Origin of the sequence: Pseudomonas lalucatii, assembly GCF_018398425.1 — a bacterium.
GTDB lineage: Bacteria > Pseudomonadota > Gammaproteobacteria > Pseudomonadales > Pseudomonadaceae > Aquipseudomonas > Aquipseudomonas lalucatii.
On record NZ_JADPMV010000001.1, the window covers coordinates 1,049,128 to 1,066,766 of the forward strand.

Below are 17,639 nucleotides of genomic sequence, written 5' to 3' on the forward strand. Positions count from 1 at the left end.
GCTTAGCCGCCGAAGTCGTCGAGCAGAATGTTTTCCTGCTCCACACCCAGGTCGATCAGCATCTTGATCACCGCGGCGTTCATCATGGGTGGGCCGCACATGTAGAACTCGCAGTCCTCGGGCGCCGGATGGTCCTTGAGGTAGTTCTCGTACAGCACGTTGTGGATGAAGCCGGTGAGTCCGCTCCAGTTGTCCTCCGGCTGCGGATCGGACAGCGCCAGGTGCCACTTGAAGTTCGGGTTCTCGGCCTGCAGCTGATCGTACTCTTCGTTGTAGAAGGCCTCGCGCATGGAGCGCGCGCCGTACCAGAAGCTGATCTTGCGCGTGGATTTCAGGCGCTTGAGCTGGTCGAAGATGTGCGAGCGCATCGGCGCCATGCCGGCACCGCCGCCGATGAACACCATCTCGGCATCGGTGTCCTTGGCGAAGAACTCGCCGAAGGGTCCGTACACCGTGATCTTGTCGCCCGGCTTGAGGCTGAACACGTAGGAGGACATCTTGCCCGGCGGCAGGCCGTCCTTGCCCGGCGGCGGCGAGGCGATGCGGATGTTGAACTTGACCAGGCCGCGCTCTTCCGGGTAGTTGGCCATGGAGTAGGCACGGATCACGGTCTCCTCGACCTTGGACACGTACTTCCACTGGTTGAACTTGTCCCAGTCGCCGCGATACTCCTCCTGGATGTCGAAATCCTTGTAGTGGACGGTGTGCGGCGGGCACTCCAGCTGCACGTAGCCGCCGGCGCGGAAGTCGACGTTCTCGCCTTCCGGCAGTTTGAGGGTCAGCTCCTTGATGAAGGTGGCCACGTTCGGGTTGGACTCGACCGTGCATTCCCACTTCTTCACGCCGAAGACTTCTTCCGGCACCTCGATCTTCATGTCCTGCTTGACCGCGGTCTGGCAGGACAGGCGCCAGCCTTCCTTGGCCTCGCGGCGAGTGAAGTGCGACTCCTCGGTCGACAGCATCTCGCCGCCGCCCGACTCGACGATGCACTTGCACTGGGCGCAGGTGCCGCCGCCGCCACAGGCCGACGACAGGAAGATCTCGTTCTCGGCCAGGGTCTGCAGCAGCTTGCCGCCGGCCGGCACCACTATGGTCTTCTCGCCGTTGATCTCGATGCTCACGTCGCCGCTGGAGACCAGCTTGGCGCGCGCCGCGAGGATGATCAGCACCAGCGCCAATACAATGGCGGTGAACATGCCGATCGCTAGGAATATCTCGAAATTGATCATCTGCTCATCCTTTCCTTAGAGCTGCACGCCAGAGAAGGACATGAAGCCCAGAGACATCAGGCCGATGGTGATGAAGGTGATACCCAGCCCCTGCAGGCCGGCCGGTACGTCGCTGTACTTGAGCTTCTCGCGGATGCCCGCCAGGGCGGCGATCGCCAGGGCCCAGGAGACGCCGGCGCCGATGCCGTAGACGGTGCTCTCGGCCAGGTTGTAGTCGCGCTCGACCATGAACAGCGAGCCGCCCATGATGGCGCAGTTCACCGTGATCAGCGGCAGGAACACGCCGAGGGCGTTGTACAGGGCCGGTACGTACTTATCCAGGGTCATCTCGAGGATCTGCACGATCGCCGCGATGACGCCGATGAAGGTCAGCAGGCCGAGGAAGCTCAGGTCAACCTCGGGCAGGCCGGCCCAGGCCAGCGCGCCGTCCTTGAGGATGTTGGTGTAGATCAGGTTGTTGACCGGCATGGTGATGCCCAGCACCACCACCACGGCGATACCCAGGCCGATCGCCGTCTCCACTTTCTTGGAGATGGCGATGAAGGTGCACATGCCGAGGAAGAACGCCAGCGCCATGTTCTCGACGAACACCGCGCGGACGAACAGGCTGATGTAATGCTCCATTAGTAGGCCTCCTTGTTGGATACCTGAGGCGCCATCTTGTAGGCGTTGCTCTCGACCTGGTCGGTCTTCCAGCTGCGGACGGCCCAGATGAACAGGCCGATCAGGAAGAACGCCGAAGGCGGCAGCAGCAGCATGCCGTTGGGCTGGTACCAGCCGCCGTCGTTGACCACCGGAATGATCTCGTAGCCCATCAGCTTGCCCGCGCCGAACAGCTCGCGAATGATGCCCAGGGCGATCAGGAACGCGCTGTAGCCCAGACCATTGCCGATGCCGTCGAAGAACGACAGGACCGGCGGGTTCTGCATGGCGAACGCCTCGGCACGGCCCATCACGATGCAGTTGGTGATGATCAGGCCGACGAACACCGACAGCTGCTTGGACAGGCTGAAGGCGTAGGCCTTGAGTACCTGGTCCACCACGATCACCAGCGAGGCGATGATCACCATCTGCACGATCATGCGGATCGAGCTGGGGATCTGGCTGCGGATCATCGAGATGAACAGGTTGGAGAAACCGGTCACCAGGGTCAGCGCCGCGGACATCACCAGGGCGGTCTGCAGGTTCGAGGTCACCGCCAGGGCCGAGCAGATCCCGAGGATCTGCAGGCCGATGGGGTTGTTGTTGAAGATCGGATTGAGCAGGACTTCTTTAATAGTCGGCTGCGACATGATCAAGCCTCCCCTGCGCGCAGGTTAGCGATAAACGGACCGAAGCCGTTCTGGCCGAGCCAGAACTTCAGCAGGTTGTCCACCCCATTGCTGGTCAGCGTGGCGCCGGCCAGGCCGTCGACCTGGTGCTCGGCCTGCGGACTCTGTGGATCGACGCCGCCCTTGACGATGGCCACGGCCAGGTCGCCGTTCGCATCGAACAGGGTCTTGCCCGGCCACTGGCCCTTCCACTTGGGATTGTCGACTTCGCCGCCCAGGCCCGGGGTCTCGCCATGCTGGTAGAAGCCCATGCCGACCACAGTATTGAGGTCGCCCTTGAGGGCGATGAAGCCGTGCAGGGTCGACCACAGGCCATAGCCGCGCACCGGCAGGATCAGGGTCTGCACCTGGCCTTCCTGCTCGACCACATAGACGGTGCTGAAACGCTCCTGGCGCTTGATCCCGGCGATGTCCTCGCCGGCCGGCAGCGCGCCGGACAGCTTCGGGTCCTTGGACGCCTTGAGCGGGTCGAAGGTGACCGGGTCATGGGCCTCGGAGAAGGTGCCGGTTTCCAGGTCGACCAGTTTCGCCCTGATGGTGCTGGCGAACAGTTCCTTGACCTGCTTGCCGCTCATCGCGGCATCGCCCAGCCCGGCGATCGCCAGGATGCTGCGCTGCTTGTCCAGCAGGCGGTTGTCCACCTGGGTCGGCTTCAACGCGATGGCCGCGCCGGCGACGAACACCGAGCACACCAGGCACACCAGCAGGGCCACCGTCAGCGTGCGCACGGTGGATTCTTTATGACTAGACATTGCGTGCCAGCCTCCGCTTGATATTGGCTTGAACGACAAAGTGGTCGATCAGCGGTGCGAACAGGTTGGCGAACAGAATCGCCAGCATCATGCCTTCCGGGAAGGCCGGGTTGACCACACGGATCAGCACCACCATCACGCCGATCAGGGCACCGAAAATCCACTTGCCGGTATTGGTCATGGACGCCGACACCGGATCGGTGGCCATGAACAGCATGCCGAAGGCAAAGCCACCAACCACCAGGTGCCAGTGCCAGGGCATGGCGAACATCGGGTTGGTCTCCGAGCCGATGGCGTTGAACAGCAGGCTCAGGCCGACCATGCCCAGCATCACGCCGGCGACGATGCGCCAGGAGGCGATCTTGGTCAGTACCAGGACGCCGCCACCGATCAGGATGGCCAGGGTGCTGGTCTCGCCCAGGGAACCGTGAATGGTGCCGACGAAGGCGTCCATCCAGCTGATGCCCTGGCCGATAACGTTCTCGATGCCGCCGGAGGCCGCCAGGCTCAGCGCCGTGGCGCCGGCAAAGCCGTCCACCGTGGTCCACACCGCGTCGCCGGACATCTGCGCCGGATAGGCGAAGAACAGGAAGGCGCGACCGGTCAGGGCCGGGTTGAGGAAGTTCTTGCCGGTACCACCGAACACTTCCTTGCCGATCACCACGCCGAAACTGATGCCCAGCGCGACCTGCCACAGCGGAATGCTCGGCGGCAGGATCAGGGCGAACAGCACCGAGGTGACGAAGAAGCCTTCGTTGACCTCATGCTTGCGGATCGAGGCGAACAGCACCTCCCAGAAACCGCCGACGATGAAGGTCACCGCGTACACCGGCAGGAACCAGGCCGCGCCCTGGACGAAGTTGTCCCACAGGCTGTTCGGGTCGAACCCGGCCAGCGAGCCGATCAGGGCGAAACGCCAGCCTTCCTGGGCCGCCAGCAGCTCGGGGCTGTTGGCGAAGATCAGGTTGGCCTGATAGCCGGCGTTCCACATGCCGAAGAACATCGCCGGGAAGGTGCACAGCCATACGGTGATCATCATGCGCTTGAGGTCGATGCCGTCGCGCACGTGGGCGGTGGTCTTGGTCACGCTGCCCGGACGATAGAAGAAGGTGTCGATGGCTTCGTACAAGGCATACCAGTTCTCGTACTTGCCGCCCTTCTCGAAGTTGTGCTCGATCTTGTCGAGGAAATCGCGAATACCCATGGCTTAACCCTCCTTCTCGATACGGGCGAGGTTATCCCGCAGGATCGGGCCGTATTCATACTTGCCGGCGCACACGTAGGTGCACAGCGCCAGGTCTTCTTCGTCGAGTTCCAGGCAGCCCAGCTTCTGGGCCATCTCGGTGTCGCCGACGATCAGGTAGCGCAGCAACTGGGTCGGCAGGATGTCCAGCGGCATCACTTCTTCGTAGTTGCCGACCGGCACCATGGCCCGCGGACTGCCGTTGGTGGTGGTGGAGAAGGCGAAGGTCTTCGCGGCCATCAGTTTGGAGACGAAGACGTTCAGCACCGAGTGCTTGTTCACCCCGGCGCGCAGGTAGTGCATCAGTTCGCGCTCGGCGCCCTCCGCCAGGCAGGACACCTGCTGGTGGTAGCGACCGAGGAAGGCGAAGGCGCCCTGGGCCGTGCGGCCGCCGAGCACCGAACCGGAGATCACCCGGTTGTAGCCGGACTGCAGCTGGCCGGCGGTCAGCTCATCCAGATTGGCGCCCAGGCGGGTGCGCAGCAGGCGCGGCTGCTCGACCACCGGCCCGGCCAGGGCGACGACGCGCTCGACCCACAGCTGGCCACTGGTGAACAACTTGCCGGCGGCGATCACGTCCTGATAGCCGATCGACCAGACGCTCTTGCTGGCATTGACCGGATCGAGGAAGTGGATATGGGTGCCGGGCAAGCCGGCCGGGTGCGGGCCGGCGAAGGCCTCGGCCTGGACGTTGGCCAGCTGCTCGCCCGGCAGGCTGACGCCCTCGGCCTTGCACAGGAACACCTTGCCCAGGCGGCTCAGCACCTTGAGGCCGTTCTCGAAGTCGCCGGCGTACTCGCCGATCACCACCGCCGGATCGGCCGCCAGCGGATGGGTGTCCACCGCAGTAACGAAGATCGAGCTGGGCACCGCGTCGACGGCCGGCACCTTGCTGAACGGGCGGGTGCGCAGGGCGGTCCACAACCCGGACTGCTGCAGGTTCTCACGCACCTGTTCGGCGCTCAGGCTGTCCAGCTGGGCGGCCGGATACTGAGCGAAGGTCAGCTGCTCGTCGCCGTCGAGGTCGATCACCACCGACTGCAGGACGCGCTTCTCGCCGCGATGAATGGCACTGACCACGCCCGCGCCAGGCGCGGTGTAGGTCACGCCGGGAGTCTTCTTGTCGGAGAACAGCACCTGACCGAGCTTGACCCGATCACCGACCTGAACCTCCATCGTAGGCTTCATGCCGTGATAATCGAAGCCTATGACGGCGACGCTGCGCACCGGCCTGGCGGCCTCGATGCGTTGCGCCGGCGCGCCCGTTATGGGCAAGTCGAGCCCATGTTTAATTTTGATCATAGGTTTGCCTAACCACTGATTTATAAGCTTTTTTTAGAATACGACCGACACCTTGAACGGCTCATATCGAAAACCAGTGCGAGCCAGCAATCGGTGAGGACAGGCGTGTCGAACGCGGGTAAAAAATCCGCTCAATTATAGAGAGACGGCCACTGGCTGACCACCCAAGCGCTTGCTTTTTTTGAGTTTTCAGTCAAGTAGTCAGGGCAGCGACAACTTGACGCAAGGCCGCCGAGGCGCGGAACACAACCCCTGCCACCGGAGCCGGCATGCCCAACCTGCTTATGCCCGCCACCGCCCTCCTCCTGCCGAGCCAGCCGCAACCGGCCGGCGCCGGCACACGCCTGGACGAGGCGAACGTCGCCGCGCAGCACCGGCTCGACCGGGAGATTCTGGAATCTGAAGAATCAGGGCCTGCCGCACCACCATGGGCCGACGCCTATGCGGCCGCTTTCTACAGCGCTCAAGGAACACGCCCCGCCCAGGCACTCGACGCACTGTGCAGCCTGCACCTGGGACTGCATGACTTTCGTGCGATTGGCCGCGAGGACGTGATCAGGGTTGCCTGGACCACCAACAGACAGCGAGACGCCGACTACGGCGCCTGCGCCCCGAACTGGACGCCCTGCGCGCGCAATTTCGCGACACTCGCCCAGGCGACCGCTACGCCCTCGATTACAGCGTCGGCAGCGGCCCGAACCTGGAGCGCGCCAGCCTGCCGGCCGACCCGCCCACCGCACACACAAAAAAACGGGAGCCTAAGCTCCCGTTCTTTTCACGCCAATCCTGGCCTTAGCCCGGAAAGGCCGGCGGGTTGACGCCGACCATGTCTTCCATCACCCGGACCACCTGGCAGCTGTAGCCGAACTCGTTGTCGTACCACACGTACAGCACCACACGGTTGTCGTTGGCGATGGTCGCATCGGCATCCACCACACCGGCATGGCGCGAGCCGACGAAGTCGGTGGACACCACTTCCTGGGAATTGACGAAATCGATCTGCTTGTGCAGATCCGAGTGCAGCGCCATGTAGCGCAGGTACTCGTTGATCTCCTCGCGACTGGCGGCCTTCTCCAGGTTGAGGTTGAGGATGGCCATGGACACGTTGGGCGTCGGCACGCGAATCGCGTTGCCGGTCAGCTTGCCCTTGAGCACCGGCAACGCCTTGGCCGCAGCGGTGGCCGCGCCGGTTTCGGTGATGACCATGTTCAACGCGGCGCTGCGGCCGCGACGACTGCCCTTGTGGAAGTTGTCGATCAGGTTCTGGTCGTTGGTATAGGAGTGCACGGTCTCCACATGGCCATTGACGATGCCGTACTTGTCGTTCACCGCCTTGAGCACCGGCACGATGGCGTTGGTGGTGCAGGAGGCCGCGGAGACGATGCGGTCGTCGGCGGTGATGTCGGCATGGTTGATGCCATGCACGATGTTCTTCAGCTCGCCCTTGCCCGGCGCAGTCAGCACCACGCGATCGATACCCGGGCACTTGAGGTGCTGCCCCAGGCCCTCGGCATCGCGCCACTTGCCGGTGTTATCCACCAGCAACGCATCCTTGATGCCGTACTGGGTGTAGTCGATGGACGCCGGATCGTTGGAGTAGATGATCTGGATCAGGTTGCCGTTGGCGGTCAGGGTGTTGTTCGCCTCGTCGATGGTGATGGTGCCATCGAACGGGCCATGCACCGAGTCGCGGCGCAGCAGGCTGGCACGCTTGACCAGGTCGTTCTCGGCACCCTTGCGCACGACGATGGCGCGCAGGCGCAGGCCGTCGCCGCCGCCGGTCTTCTCGATCAGGATACGCGCCAGCAGGCGGCCGATGCGGCCGAAACCATAGAGCACCACGTCGGTGCCCTTGCGCGCCACGGCATTCTGCTGCCCGGCTACGGAGCCCAGTTCGTCGCGCACGAACTGCTCGATGCCGCGACCGGCGCCTTCCTGCAGGTACTTGGCCATCATCCGGCCCAGGTCCACGGAGGCGGCGCCGAGCTTGAGCTCGCACATGGTCTTGAGCATCGGGAAGGTGTCATGCACCGACAGTTCGGCATCGCCATCCAGGCGATGGCGGGCATAACGGTGGGCCTTGAGGATCTGGATGACGGAGCGATTGATCAGGCTACGGCCGTAGATCGAGGTGACCACGTTGTTGTTGCGGTAGAGCTGGCCAATCATCGGAATCATCGCTTCCGCAAGGGCTTCTCGATCGATCCACTCACCAAGACACTGGTCGGGCTTCTGAGTCACGGGCAGTACCTTCCACATGTAGGGGCTGAAAAAAGGGGCTACATTATGACGGCGCACGCAAGCGGGAGCAATGCGCGCCTGTCGCGACTGACACGATGCGCCCTGCCCCGCTACAATCGGCGGCCTTGTACCACGACCGTGAGCCGCCCGTGTCCGTACTGCGTCTGCCGCCCCTGCCGGCCACCGCCGGAAAACAGCACTGGGGCAACCTGCCCGGCGCCGCCCTGAGCCTGGCCATCGCCGAAGCCGCCAGCGCCGCCCGGCGCTTCACCCTGCTGCTGACCGCCGACAGCCAGAGCGCCGAGCGCCTGGAACAGGAGCTGAGCTTCTTCGCCCCGACGCTGCCGGTGCTGCACTTCCCCGACTGGGAAACCCTGCCCTACGACCTGTTCTCGCCGCACCAGGACATCATCTCCCAGCGCATCGCCGCGCTCTACCGCCTGCCCGAGCTGAAGCACGGCGTGCTGGTCGTGCCCATCACCACCGCCCTGCACCGCCTGGCGCCGACGAGTTTCCTGCTCGGCAGCAGCCTGGTGCTGGATGTCGGCCAGAAGCTCGACGTCGAACAGATGCGCCTGCGCCTGGAGGCGGCCGGCTACCGCTGCGTCGATACCGTCTACGAGCACGGCGAGTTCGCCGTGCGCGGCGCCCTCATCGACCTGTTTCCCATGGGCAGCGACACCCCCTATCGCATCGACCTGTTCGACGACGAGATCGAGACCCTGCGCACCTTCGACCCCGAGACCCAGCGCTCGGTGGACAAGGTCGAGTCGATCAAGCTGCTGCCGGCCCGTGAGTTCCCCCTGGAGAAGAAGGCCGTCGGCGATTTCCGCGGACGCTTTCGCGAGCGCTTCGACGTCGACTTCCGCCGCTGCCCGATCTACCAGGACCTGAGCACCGGCATCACCCCGGCCGGCATCGAGTATTACCTGCCGCTATTCTTCGAGCAGACCGCCACCCTGTTCGACTACCTGCCGGCAGACACCCAGGTCTTCTCCCTGCCCGGCGTGGAGAAGGCCGCCGAGCACTTCTGGCAGGATGCCCGCAACCGCTTCGATGAGCGCCGGGTCGATCCGGAACGCCCGCTGCTGCCGCCGGCCGACATCTTCCTGCCGGTGGAGGACTGCTTCGCCCGCCTGAAGGACTGGCCGCGGGTAGTGGTCAGCCAGGACGACATCGAGGCGGGCGTCGGCCGCCAGCGCTTCGCCGCCCGGCCGCTGCCGGACCTGGCGATCCAGGCCAAGGCCAACGAACCGCTGGCCGCCCTGCGCCGCTTCATCGAGGAACACCCGGGACGGGTGCTGTTCTGCGCCGAGTCGGCGGGGCGGCGCGAGGTGCTGCTGGAGCTGCTCGCCCGCCTCAAGCTCAAGCCCAGGACAGTGGAGGGCTGGCACGAGTTCGGCGCCAGCGCCGAGCGCCTGGCCATCTGCATCGCCCCGCTGGACGAGGGCCTGCTGCTCGACGACCTGGCCCTGATCGCCGAGAGCCCGCTGTTCGGCCAGCGGGTCATGCAGCGCCGGCGCCGCGAGAAGGCCCGCGACGGCGGCGACAACGTGATCAAGAACCTCACCGAGCTGCGCGAAGGCGCGCCGGTGGTGCATATCGACCATGGCGTCGGCCGCTACCAGGGCCTGATCACCCTGGAGATCGACGGCCAGAGCGCCGAGTTCCTCGCCCTGCAGTACGCCGAGGAGGCCAAGCTCTACGTGCCGGTTGCCAGCCTGCACCTGATCGCCCGCTACACCGGCAGCGACGACGCCCTGGCGCCGCTGCACCGGCTCGGCTCGGAGACCTGGCAGAAGGCCAAGCGCAAGGCCGCCGAACAGGTGCGCGACGTCGCCGCCGAGCTGCTGGATATCTACGCCCGCCGCGCCGCCCGCGAGGGCTATGCCTTCGCCGACCCGCAGCTCGACTACGCCACCTTCAGCGCCGACTTCCCCTTCGAGGAGACGCCGGACCAGCAGGCGGCCATCGACGCGGTGCGCGAGGACATGCTGGCGGCCAAGCCGATGGACCGCCTGGTCTGCGGCGACGTGGGCTTCGGCAAGACCGAGGTGGCCATGCGCGCCGCCTTTATCGCCGTGCACAGCGGCCGCCAGGTGGCGGTGCTGGTGCCCACCACCCTGCTCGCCCAGCAGCACTACAACAGCTTCCGCGATCGCTTCGCCGACTGGCCGGTGAAGGTCGAGGTGATGAGCCGCTTCAAGAGCGCCAAGGAGGTCGGCGAGGCCATGGCCCAGCTGGCCGAAGGCAAGGTCGACATCGTCATCGGCACCCACAAGCTGCTGCAGGACGACGTCAGGTTCAACAACCTGGGCCTGGTGATCATCGACGAGGAGCACCGCTTCGGCGTGCGCCAGAAGGAGCAGCTCAAGGCGCTGCGCAGCGAGGTGGACATCCTCACCCTCACGGCGACCCCCATTCCGCGCACGCTGAACATGGCGGTGGCGGGCATGCGCGACCTGTCGATCATCGCCACCCCGCCGGCGCGCCGGCTGTCGGTGCGCACCTTCGTCATGGAACAACAGAGCGGCGTGGTCAAGGAGGCCCTGCTGCGCGAGCTGTTGCGCGGCGGCCAGGTCTACTACCTGCACAACGACGTGAAGACCATCGAGAAGTGCGCCGCCGACCTGGCGGAGCTGGTACCCGAGGCGCGCATCGGCATCGGCCACGGGCAGATGCGCGAGCGCGAGCTGGAGCAGGTGATGAGCGACTTCTATCACAAGCGCTTCAACGTGCTGATCGCCTCGACCATCATCGAGACCGGCATCGACGTACCCAGCGCCAACACCATCATCATCGAGCGCGCCGACAAGTTCGGCCTGGCCCAGCTGCACCAGCTGCGCGGCCGGGTCGGTCGCAGCCACCACCAGGCCTACGCCTACCTGCTGACGCCGCCGCGCAAGCAGGTGACCGACGACGCGCAGAAGCGCCTGGAAGCCATCGCCGGCGCCCAGGACCTGGGTGCCGGCTTCGTCCTGGCCACCCACGACCTGGAGATCCGCGGCGCCGGCGAGCTGCTCGGCGACGGCCAGAGCGGACAGATCCAGGCGGTGGGCTTCACCCTCTACATGGAGATGCTCGAGCGGGCGGTCAAGGCCATCCGCAAGGGCGAGCAGCCCAACCTCGAGCAACCGCTGGGCGGCGGCCCGGAGATCAATCTGCGGGTGCCGGCGCTGATCCCCGAGGACTACCTGCCCGACGTGCATGCGCGCCTGATCCTCTACAAGCGCATTGCCTCGGCCGCCGACGAGGACGGCCTGAAGGAGCTGCAGGTGGAGATGATCGACCGCTTCGGCCTGCTGCCGGAACCGACCAAGAACCTGGTGCGCCTGACCCTGCTCAAGCTGCGGGCCGAGGCCCTGGGCATCAAGAAGGTCGACGCCGGCCCCCAGGGCGGGCGCGTCGAGTTCGCCGCCGACACCTGCGTCGACCCGCTGACCCTGATCAAGCTGATCCAGAGCGCGCCGACCCGCTACAAGTTCGAAGGCGCCACCCTGTTCAGGTTCCAGGTGCCGATGGAGCGCCCGGAACAACGCTTCAATACCCTGGAGGCGCTCTTCGAGCGCCTGATCCCCGCCGCCTAAGGACTGAACCATGCGCGCACTCCGCACCCTGGCCCTGCTGCCGCTCACCCTGCTCATGCTGCTCGCCACCCCGACCTTCGCCGAAGGCCTGTATCAGGTCGAGGTCATCGTCTTCCGCCAGGCCGGCGAACCGGTTCCCGCCAGCCGGACCGCGCCGGACGACTGGGCCCGGGACGCCCAGGCGATCGACGCCGGCAGCGAACGCGGCACCACGCTGAACAGCGAGGCCAGCAAGCTCACTCCGGGCAACGGTTATCAGGTGCTACTGCACAAGGCCTGGTCGCAGCACCTCTCCAGCGCCCCCAGCCGGGTGGCACTGAGCGGCGGCAGCGAGCAGTTCGGCCATTTCCCGGTAGAAGGCACCCTGAGCCTCAAGCAGGCCCGCTTCATCGATGTGGAGGCCGACCTCTGGATCAACAGCTTCGACGCCAGCGGGCTGCTCGCCGGCAGCGAGCGCCTCAGGCAGGACAGCCGCCTGAAGAGCGGCGAACTGACCTTCCTGGACCACGGCAGCCTCGGCCTGCTGATCCGGGTCAAGCCGCTGTAACCCCGGACCACGAAAAAGGGCCGCGCAATGCGGCCCCTTTTCATTCCCTCGCCGGCTTAGCCAACCAGCACCCGCGCCAGCACCGCCTTGACCTGACCCATCCCCTCATCCAGCGCCCGCTCGATCTCCGCCATAGTGATCAGCGCGGTGGACTTGCCGGCCGCCGGGTTGACCACCAGCGACAAGCAGGCATAGGGCAGCGACAGCTCGCGGGCCAGCACCGCCTCGGGCATGCCGGTCATGCCCACGATATCGCAGCCGTCGCGCTCCAGGCGGGCGATCTCCGCCACCGTCTCCAGCCGCGGCCCCTGGGTACAGCCGTAGACGCCATGGCCGCTGAAGGCGCAGCCTTCCGCCGCCAGGGCACCGCACAGCTTGTCACGCAGCGCCGCATCGTAAGGGTGGCTGAAGTCCACATGGGTGACATGTTCGAGCTCGCCCTCGTAGAAGGTGTGGGCGCGCCCGGAGGTGTAGTCGATGACCTGATGTGGCACGCAGAAATGTCCGGTGCCCATGGCCGGGTGGATGCCGCCTACCGCGTTCACCGCGATGACCGCCTTGGCCCCGGCCTCCTTCAGCGCCCAGAGGTTGGCGCGGTAGTTCACCTGATGCGGCGGGATGCGGTGCGGATGGCCGTGGCGTGCGAGGAACAGCACCTCGCGCCCGGCGTACTCGCCGCGCAGCACCGGCGCCGATGGCTGGCCGTAGGGCGAATCGAGGTTCAGCGCCGAGTTGATGGTCAGACCATCCAGTTGGGTCAAGCCGGTACCGCCGATAATGGCGTAAACAGTCATCACATCGTCCTCAATCTATTAGTTGGGCGGCACGCAACGCCGCCATTGCCTGCAGCCAGCGGGGGTCCTGCCGATACTCGGTCCCCGGAAAGGCCCGGCGGCGCATACGCGCCAGGCCCGCCGGCGCTCTGACCTTGAGGCGCTGCAGGGCGCTCAGGGCCAGCTCGGCAGCACCCCGGTCGTTGCACACCAGGCCCATGTCGCAGCCCGCCGCCAGCGCCGCCTCGATGCGCCCGGCGGCATCGCCGGCGACATGGGCGCCGGCCATGGACAGGTCATCGCTGAAGATCACCCCGGTGAACCCCAGCTCGCCGCGCAGGATGTCCTGCAGCCAGCGGCGCGAGAAACCCGCCGGCTGACTGTCGACCTGCGGATAGATGACATGGGCCGGCATCACCGCGGCCAACTGGCCGCCAAGCTGCACGAAGGGCTGCAGATCGCTGGCGCGAATCTCGGCCAGGCTGCGCTCGTCCAGTGGAATCGCCACATGGGAGTCGGCCTCGGCCCAGCCGTGCCCCGGAAAATGCTTGCCGGTGGCGGCCATGCCGGCCGCGGCCATGCCGCGGATGAAGGCACCGGCCAACAGCGTCGCACGCTGCGCATCACCCTCGAAAGCGCGACTGCCAACCACGGCACTGCGCTGGTGGTCGAGGTCCAGCACCGGGGCGAAGCTCAGATCCAGTCCGGCGGCCAGCACTTCGGTGGCCATGACCCAGCCGCACTGCTCGGCCAGCGCCTCGGCATTGTGATTGTCGGCCACCGCCCGCATCGCCGGCAGGCGCACGAAGCCCTGGCGCAGGCGCTGCACGCGCCCGCCCTCCTGATCCACCGCCAGCAACAGGTCGGGGCGCAGGGCGCGGATCGCCGCGCACAGTTCGCGCACCTGGCGCGGATGCTCGATGTTGCGGGCGAACAGGATCAACCCGCCCACTTCGGGCTGGCGCAACACATGACGGTCTTCGGCAGTCAGCCAGGTGCCGTCGATATCCAGCATCAGCGAACCTTGCATGCTTGAACTCACGAGAAATCCTTAATTGAGGGGCGCCGTCGCCCAGTCCGGGCAAGCCGCCTCGTCGATGCGTACCATGCAGTTGAGCGGCACCCGCGGGAACAGCTCGACCAGGTCGGCATTGCGCAGGCGTATGCAGCCATGGGAGCGCGGCTCGCCCATCGGCTCGCTGTCCGAGGTCCCGTGCAGGTAGATATAGCGGCGGAAGGTATCCACAGCGCCGAGCCTGTTGCGCCCCGGCTCGCAGCCGCTGAGCCAGAGGATGCGGCTGAGTATCCAGTCGCGTTCGGGGAAGCGCGCGGCGAGTTCGGCCGACCACAGCTCGCCGGTCCAGCGCCGGCCGCGTAGCACGGCGCCGACCGGCAGGCCCTCGCCGATCTTCGCCCGCACCCGGTGCAGACCGCGCGGGGTACACCCTGAGCCATTGAGCTCGCCAGGTCCGTTGAGCGCCGTGGAAACCGGCAGGCGCAGCAACAGCTGCCCGTCGGCAAAGCCGTACAGACGCTGATCGGCGAGAGAAATATGCAGAAGATCGAGAGCACGCATGGGCGGCTAGCTTAGCGGATCACACCCGCCGCGCCCACCCGTGGCGCATCAAACCTTGGCGGGTGCGGCCGGGCTCTTGATCCGCGGCTTGTGCTGCGCCGTGGCCAGTGCCTCGTCGGCCAGTCCGCTCTCCGCACGCATGCCGGCTGCGAGAAAGGGCACCATCAGGCGCATCACCTGCTCGATCGAGGTATTGACCCCGAAATCCGTCTCGGCCATGGCCCGCAGGGCCTTGATCCCGGACATGCTGAACGCCGCCGCACCGAGCATGAAATGCACCCGCCAGAACAGCTCCAGCGGCGGAATGCGCGGTGCAGCCTCGTGCACCAGGAGCATGTAGCGACGGAAGACCTTGCCGTACACCTCTTCCAGATACTTGCGCAGATGCCCCTGGCTCTGGCTGAACGCCAGCCCCAGCAGGCGCATGAAGATCGACAGGTCGTTGCCGCTGCGCGGCTTGACTGCCAGGGCCTGCTCGACCAGCAGCTCGAGCAGCTCCTCGAGGCTGGCCCTGCCCTCCGGCTTGGCCTGACGCCGGTCGAGTTCGCGCTCGAGACTGGCGCAGAAAGGCCCGAGAAAGCGCGAGAAGACCGCCTGAATGAGGGCCTTCTTCGAGCCGAAATGATAGTTGACGGCGGCCAGGTTGACTCCGGCCTTGCTGGTGATCAGGCGCAGCGAGGTCTCGGCGAAACCTTTCTCCGCGAACAGCTGTTCAGCGGCATCGAGAATGCGTTCAACGGTTTCCGACTGAGCCATGAGCTACCACCTGACAAACACTTGTTTGAAACATACGTTTCAGCCCGCCATCTTGTCAAGTCGCGCGGGCCGTCTTTTGGCCGGCCGGTCACGCTTGACTGGACGCGCCCAGCCCTAAGCCAAGACGCGCGTCACGGCCGCCTAGTAACACGCCGCCAACCACAAAGTGCAAGAGAGAAACCGCCCAGGAAGGCTAACAAGGATTGCCAAGCCAGGGTCACTGTATATAATCCCAGTCACTGTATAAAAAAACAGAGCCCAGACATGCTGAAACTGACGCCGCGGCAAACAGAGATTCTCGCCTTCATCAAGCAGTGCCTCGAGGACAATGGCTACCCGCCGACCCGCGCGGAAATCGCCCAGGCGCTCGGCTTCAAATCGCCCAACGCCGCCGAGGAGCACCTCAAGGCCCTGGCTCGCAAAGGCGCCATCGAGATGACCCCGGGCGCCTCCCGCGGCATTCGCATACCGGGCTTCGAACCCAGCGCCGAGGAAGAAGGCCTGCCGGTCATCGGCCGGGTCGCGGCCGGCGCCCCCATTCTGGCGCAGCAGCACGTGGAGGAATCCTGCCGCATCAACCCGGAGTTCTTCCACCCCCGCGCCGACTACCTGTTGCGCGTGCGCGGCATGAGCATGAAGGACATCGGCATCTTCGACGGCGACCTGCTCGCGGTACACACCACTCGCGAGGCGCGAAACGGCCAGGTGGTAGTGGCCCGCCTCGATGACGAGGTGACGGTCAAGCGCTTCAAGCGCGAGGGCAGCAAGGTCTGGCTGATCGCCGAGAACCCCGAATTCGCCCCGATCGAAGTGAACCTGGAAGAGCAGGAGCTGGTCATCGAAGGCCTGAGCGTCGGCGTCATTCGCCGCTAGAGGAGCATCCATGCAGTCCCCGCAGCCGCTGAACCGCAGCCAACTCCCCCTGTTCGACGCCTTCCTGACCGCGCCGGCCTGCGCGCTGATAGCCGAGGCCGAGCGAGCAGCCTGGCAGGACGAGTCCGAGGCGTTCAGCGAAATATCGCTGCGAGGGGCTGCCGGACACTGTCTCAACCTGCTCGCCCCCGTCCTCCGTGAGCTGAGCGAAAACCAGGATGCCCGCTGGCTGACCCTGATCGCCCCACCCCGCAGCCTGACGCCCGCCCGGCTGCGCGATGCCGGGCTGAACCGCGAGCGCATCCTGATCCTGCATCCAGGCAACAAAGGCAGCGCCCTGCAGCTCGCCGAGGAAGCCCTGAAGCTGGGCCATAGCCATACCGTGGTCAGCTGGCTGCAACCACTGGAGCAGCCTGCCCGGCGACGGCTCGAGCAAGCGGCTCGGCACGGCGGCGCGCAGAGCCTGAATATCAGCCTGGGTTAACGGGGGCTAGGGCAGAGAGGAGCTGCGCTAGAGAGTCGCCTCGAACAGGAAGCGACAACGGCGCAAGGGCATCGACCGACGGCCTGTTCGAGAAGAAGCCAGGCGGCGGCGTTCAGTGCAGCACACGCGCCTCTTCCTCATGCTGGAAGTCGCCCTCGGCCAAGCGGCCGGCCATCTGCACGCCCACGTTCAACATCGCCTTGGCCACCTCGACGTGCTGCCCCTGCAGGAAGGCCTTGGCATCGGAAGAAAAATCCAGCACCACCAGCGCCTCTTCATCCTCCGCTCGACGCAGGGCTATGCGCCCATCGGGCAATTCGACAATTTCCAGAAAGGCTGTAGACATTGGTTCGGCTCTCCACGTAAGGCCGGCATTGTAACAGCCGGCCAGGCTTCACCCTAGCCCGCCCATCCAGAGCCGCCTCACCACTCGGTGAGCGACTCGCGAAAGCGTTGTGCCAGCACCTTGAGCTGCTGCCGCCAGGCCTCGAGCGTCTCCCGCGCCAGCGGCGGCTCCTCGCGGTCCAGGCTGACCGCTTCGATCAGCGGCGTGGCCGGATCGACCTTGGCCTTGCGTTCGCCCTGGGGCGGCTGGAATAGCTCGGCGTAGGCCCGCAACAGCTGGGCCAGCCAGGTCTCCGGCTGCTGCGCCAGCTCGACCAACTCCGCCAGCTCCGGACTCGGCGCCGCCTCCAGCACCGCATGGCTGAGCAACTGCTCGGCCCGCGGTGCGGTGCGCTCCGGCAAGCGGTAATAGCCGGCGATTTCGTGACACAGCCCCAGCAGCGCCCCGTACAGGTGGAACAACGCCGCCTCGCGCTCGGCCTGAATCAGCGCCTGAGCGTTCATCGCCCGCCCCTCTTGCGCCTGGCGCCAGGACTCCAGCGCCAGGCCGGCGTAGAAAAGCTTCTGATTGGTACGGGTATAGAGTTCATTGGCCATCGG

Annotated in this window: 18 protein-coding genes; 5 read left to right on the forward strand and 13 right to left on the reverse strand. The window is 65.8% G+C overall.

What is annotated here, in order from left to right:
- Nucleotides 1–2 precede the first annotated feature (2 nt).
- The 6 genes from nqrF to I0D00_RS04655 are packed head-to-tail and all read right to left on the reverse strand — an operon-like array spanning nucleotide 3 to nucleotide 5,857.
- Nucleotides 3–1,229, reverse strand: coding sequence for an NADH:ubiquinone reductase (Na(+)-transporting) subunit F (gene nqrF / locus I0D00_RS04630; RefSeq protein WP_213638567.1), 1,227 nt, complete (start codon nucleotides 1,227–1,229; stop codon nucleotides 3–5).
- A gap of 15 nt (nucleotides 1,230–1,244) precedes the next feature.
- Nucleotides 1,245–1,853 (reverse strand): NADH:ubiquinone reductase (Na(+)-transporting) subunit E, encoded by a 609-nt coding sequence (gene nqrE, locus I0D00_RS04635; protein WP_025167392.1) that lies wholly within the window; start codon nucleotides 1,851–1,853, stop codon nucleotides 1,245–1,247.
- Nucleotides 1,853–2,527: an NADH:ubiquinone reductase (Na(+)-transporting) subunit D gene (locus tag I0D00_RS04640; protein ID WP_213638568.1), complete on the reverse strand. Its 675-nt coding sequence runs from the start codon at nucleotides 2,525–2,527 to the stop codon at nucleotides 1,853–1,855. Before I0D00_RS04640 ends, nqrE begins: the two co-directional genes overlap by 1 nt.
- On the reverse strand, nucleotides 2,524–3,312 hold the full coding sequence (locus I0D00_RS04645; protein WP_213638569.1) for a Na(+)-translocating NADH-quinone reductase subunit C: 789 nt from the start codon (nucleotides 3,310–3,312) through the stop codon (nucleotides 2,524–2,526). Before I0D00_RS04645 ends, I0D00_RS04640 begins: the two co-directional genes overlap by 4 nt.
- Nucleotides 3,305–4,516 (reverse strand): NADH:ubiquinone reductase (Na(+)-transporting) subunit B, encoded by a 1,212-nt coding sequence (locus I0D00_RS04650; RefSeq protein WP_213638570.1) that lies wholly within the window; start codon nucleotides 4,514–4,516, stop codon nucleotides 3,305–3,307. Before I0D00_RS04650 ends, I0D00_RS04645 begins: the two co-directional genes overlap by 8 nt.
- 3 nt (nucleotides 4,517–4,519) lie before the next feature.
- Complete coding sequence (locus tag I0D00_RS04655) at nucleotides 4,520–5,857, reverse strand: Na(+)-translocating NADH-quinone reductase subunit A (protein ID WP_213638571.1); 1,338 nt, start codon at nucleotides 5,855–5,857, stop codon at nucleotides 4,520–4,522.
- A gap of 269 nt (nucleotides 5,858–6,126) precedes the next feature.
- On the opposite strand from I0D00_RS04655, the gene I0D00_RS04660 reads away from it, so the two are divergent.
- Nucleotides 6,127–6,675: a hypothetical protein gene (locus I0D00_RS04660; RefSeq protein WP_213638572.1), complete on the forward strand. Its 549-nt coding sequence runs from the start codon at nucleotides 6,127–6,129 to the stop codon at nucleotides 6,673–6,675.
- Here I0D00_RS04660 and I0D00_RS04665 read toward each other — a convergent pair.
- A complete protein-coding gene (locus tag I0D00_RS04665; RefSeq protein ID WP_213638573.1) occupies nucleotides 6,650–8,116 on the reverse strand; it encodes a glyceraldehyde-3-phosphate dehydrogenase in 1,467 nt (488 codons plus the stop codon). The genes I0D00_RS04660 and I0D00_RS04665 overlap by 26 nt on opposite strands.
- Before the next feature lie 131 nt (nucleotides 8,117–8,247).
- Here I0D00_RS04665 and mfd point away from each other — a divergent pair, with 131 nt between their 5' ends.
- Entirely contained in the window at nucleotides 8,248–11,685 is a 3,438-nt protein-coding gene (mfd, locus tag I0D00_RS04670) for a transcription-repair coupling factor (RefSeq protein WP_213638574.1), read from the forward strand.
- 10 nt (nucleotides 11,686–11,695) lie between these two features.
- Nucleotides 11,696–12,232 (forward strand): CsiV family protein, encoded by a 537-nt coding sequence (locus I0D00_RS04675; RefSeq protein ID WP_213638575.1) that lies wholly within the window; start codon nucleotides 11,696–11,698, stop codon nucleotides 12,230–12,232.
- 56 nt (nucleotides 12,233–12,288) lie between these two features.
- Here the strand turns inward: I0D00_RS04675 and I0D00_RS04680 are convergent, their stop codons facing one another.
- The 4 genes from I0D00_RS04680 to I0D00_RS04695 are packed head-to-tail and all read right to left on the reverse strand — an operon-like array spanning nucleotide 12,289 to nucleotide 15,337.
- Nucleotides 12,289–13,026: an S-methyl-5'-thioinosine phosphorylase gene (locus I0D00_RS04680; RefSeq protein WP_213638576.1), complete on the reverse strand. Its 738-nt coding sequence runs from the start codon at nucleotides 13,024–13,026 to the stop codon at nucleotides 12,289–12,291.
- 10 nt (nucleotides 13,027–13,036) lie between these two features.
- Nucleotides 13,037–14,035, reverse strand: a complete 999-nt coding sequence (nagZ, locus tag I0D00_RS04685; RefSeq protein ID WP_213638577.1) for a beta-N-acetylhexosaminidase — start codon at nucleotides 14,033–14,035, stop codon at nucleotides 13,037–13,039.
- Nucleotides 14,036–14,056: 21 nt separating this feature from the next.
- Nucleotides 14,057–14,581 (reverse strand): L,D-transpeptidase, encoded by a 525-nt coding sequence (locus I0D00_RS04690; RefSeq protein ID WP_213638578.1) that lies wholly within the window; start codon nucleotides 14,579–14,581, stop codon nucleotides 14,057–14,059.
- A gap of 48 nt (nucleotides 14,582–14,629) precedes the next feature.
- A complete protein-coding gene (locus I0D00_RS04695; RefSeq protein WP_213638579.1) occupies nucleotides 14,630–15,337 on the reverse strand; it encodes a TetR/AcrR family transcriptional regulator in 708 nt (235 codons plus the stop codon).
- A 264-nt stretch (nucleotides 15,338–15,601) separates the two neighbouring features.
- Here I0D00_RS04695 and lexA point away from each other — a divergent pair, with 264 nt between their 5' ends.
- The gene (gene lexA, locus I0D00_RS04700) at nucleotides 15,602–16,210 is read left to right on the forward strand and encodes a transcriptional repressor LexA (protein ID WP_213638580.1); all 609 of its coding nucleotides are present in this window, start codon (nucleotides 15,602–15,604) and stop codon (nucleotides 16,208–16,210) included.
- Nucleotides 16,211–16,220: 10 nt separating this feature from the next.
- On the forward strand, nucleotides 16,221–16,694 hold the full coding sequence (sulA, locus tag I0D00_RS04705; RefSeq protein ID WP_213638581.1) for an SOS-induced cell division inhibitor SulA: 474 nt from the start codon (nucleotides 16,221–16,223) through the stop codon (nucleotides 16,692–16,694).
- A gap of 112 nt (nucleotides 16,695–16,806) precedes the next feature.
- Here sulA and I0D00_RS04710 read toward each other — a convergent pair whose 3' ends face one another.
- Complete coding sequence (locus tag I0D00_RS04710) at nucleotides 16,807–17,040, reverse strand: hypothetical protein (RefSeq protein ID WP_213638582.1); 234 nt, start codon at nucleotides 17,038–17,040, stop codon at nucleotides 16,807–16,809.
- Nucleotides 17,041–17,117: 77 nt separating this feature from the next.
- Complete coding sequence (locus I0D00_RS04715) at nucleotides 17,118–17,636, reverse strand: DUF6586 family protein (protein ID WP_213638583.1); 519 nt, start codon at nucleotides 17,634–17,636, stop codon at nucleotides 17,118–17,120.
- Between the last annotated feature and the right edge of the window lie 3 nt (nucleotides 17,637–17,639).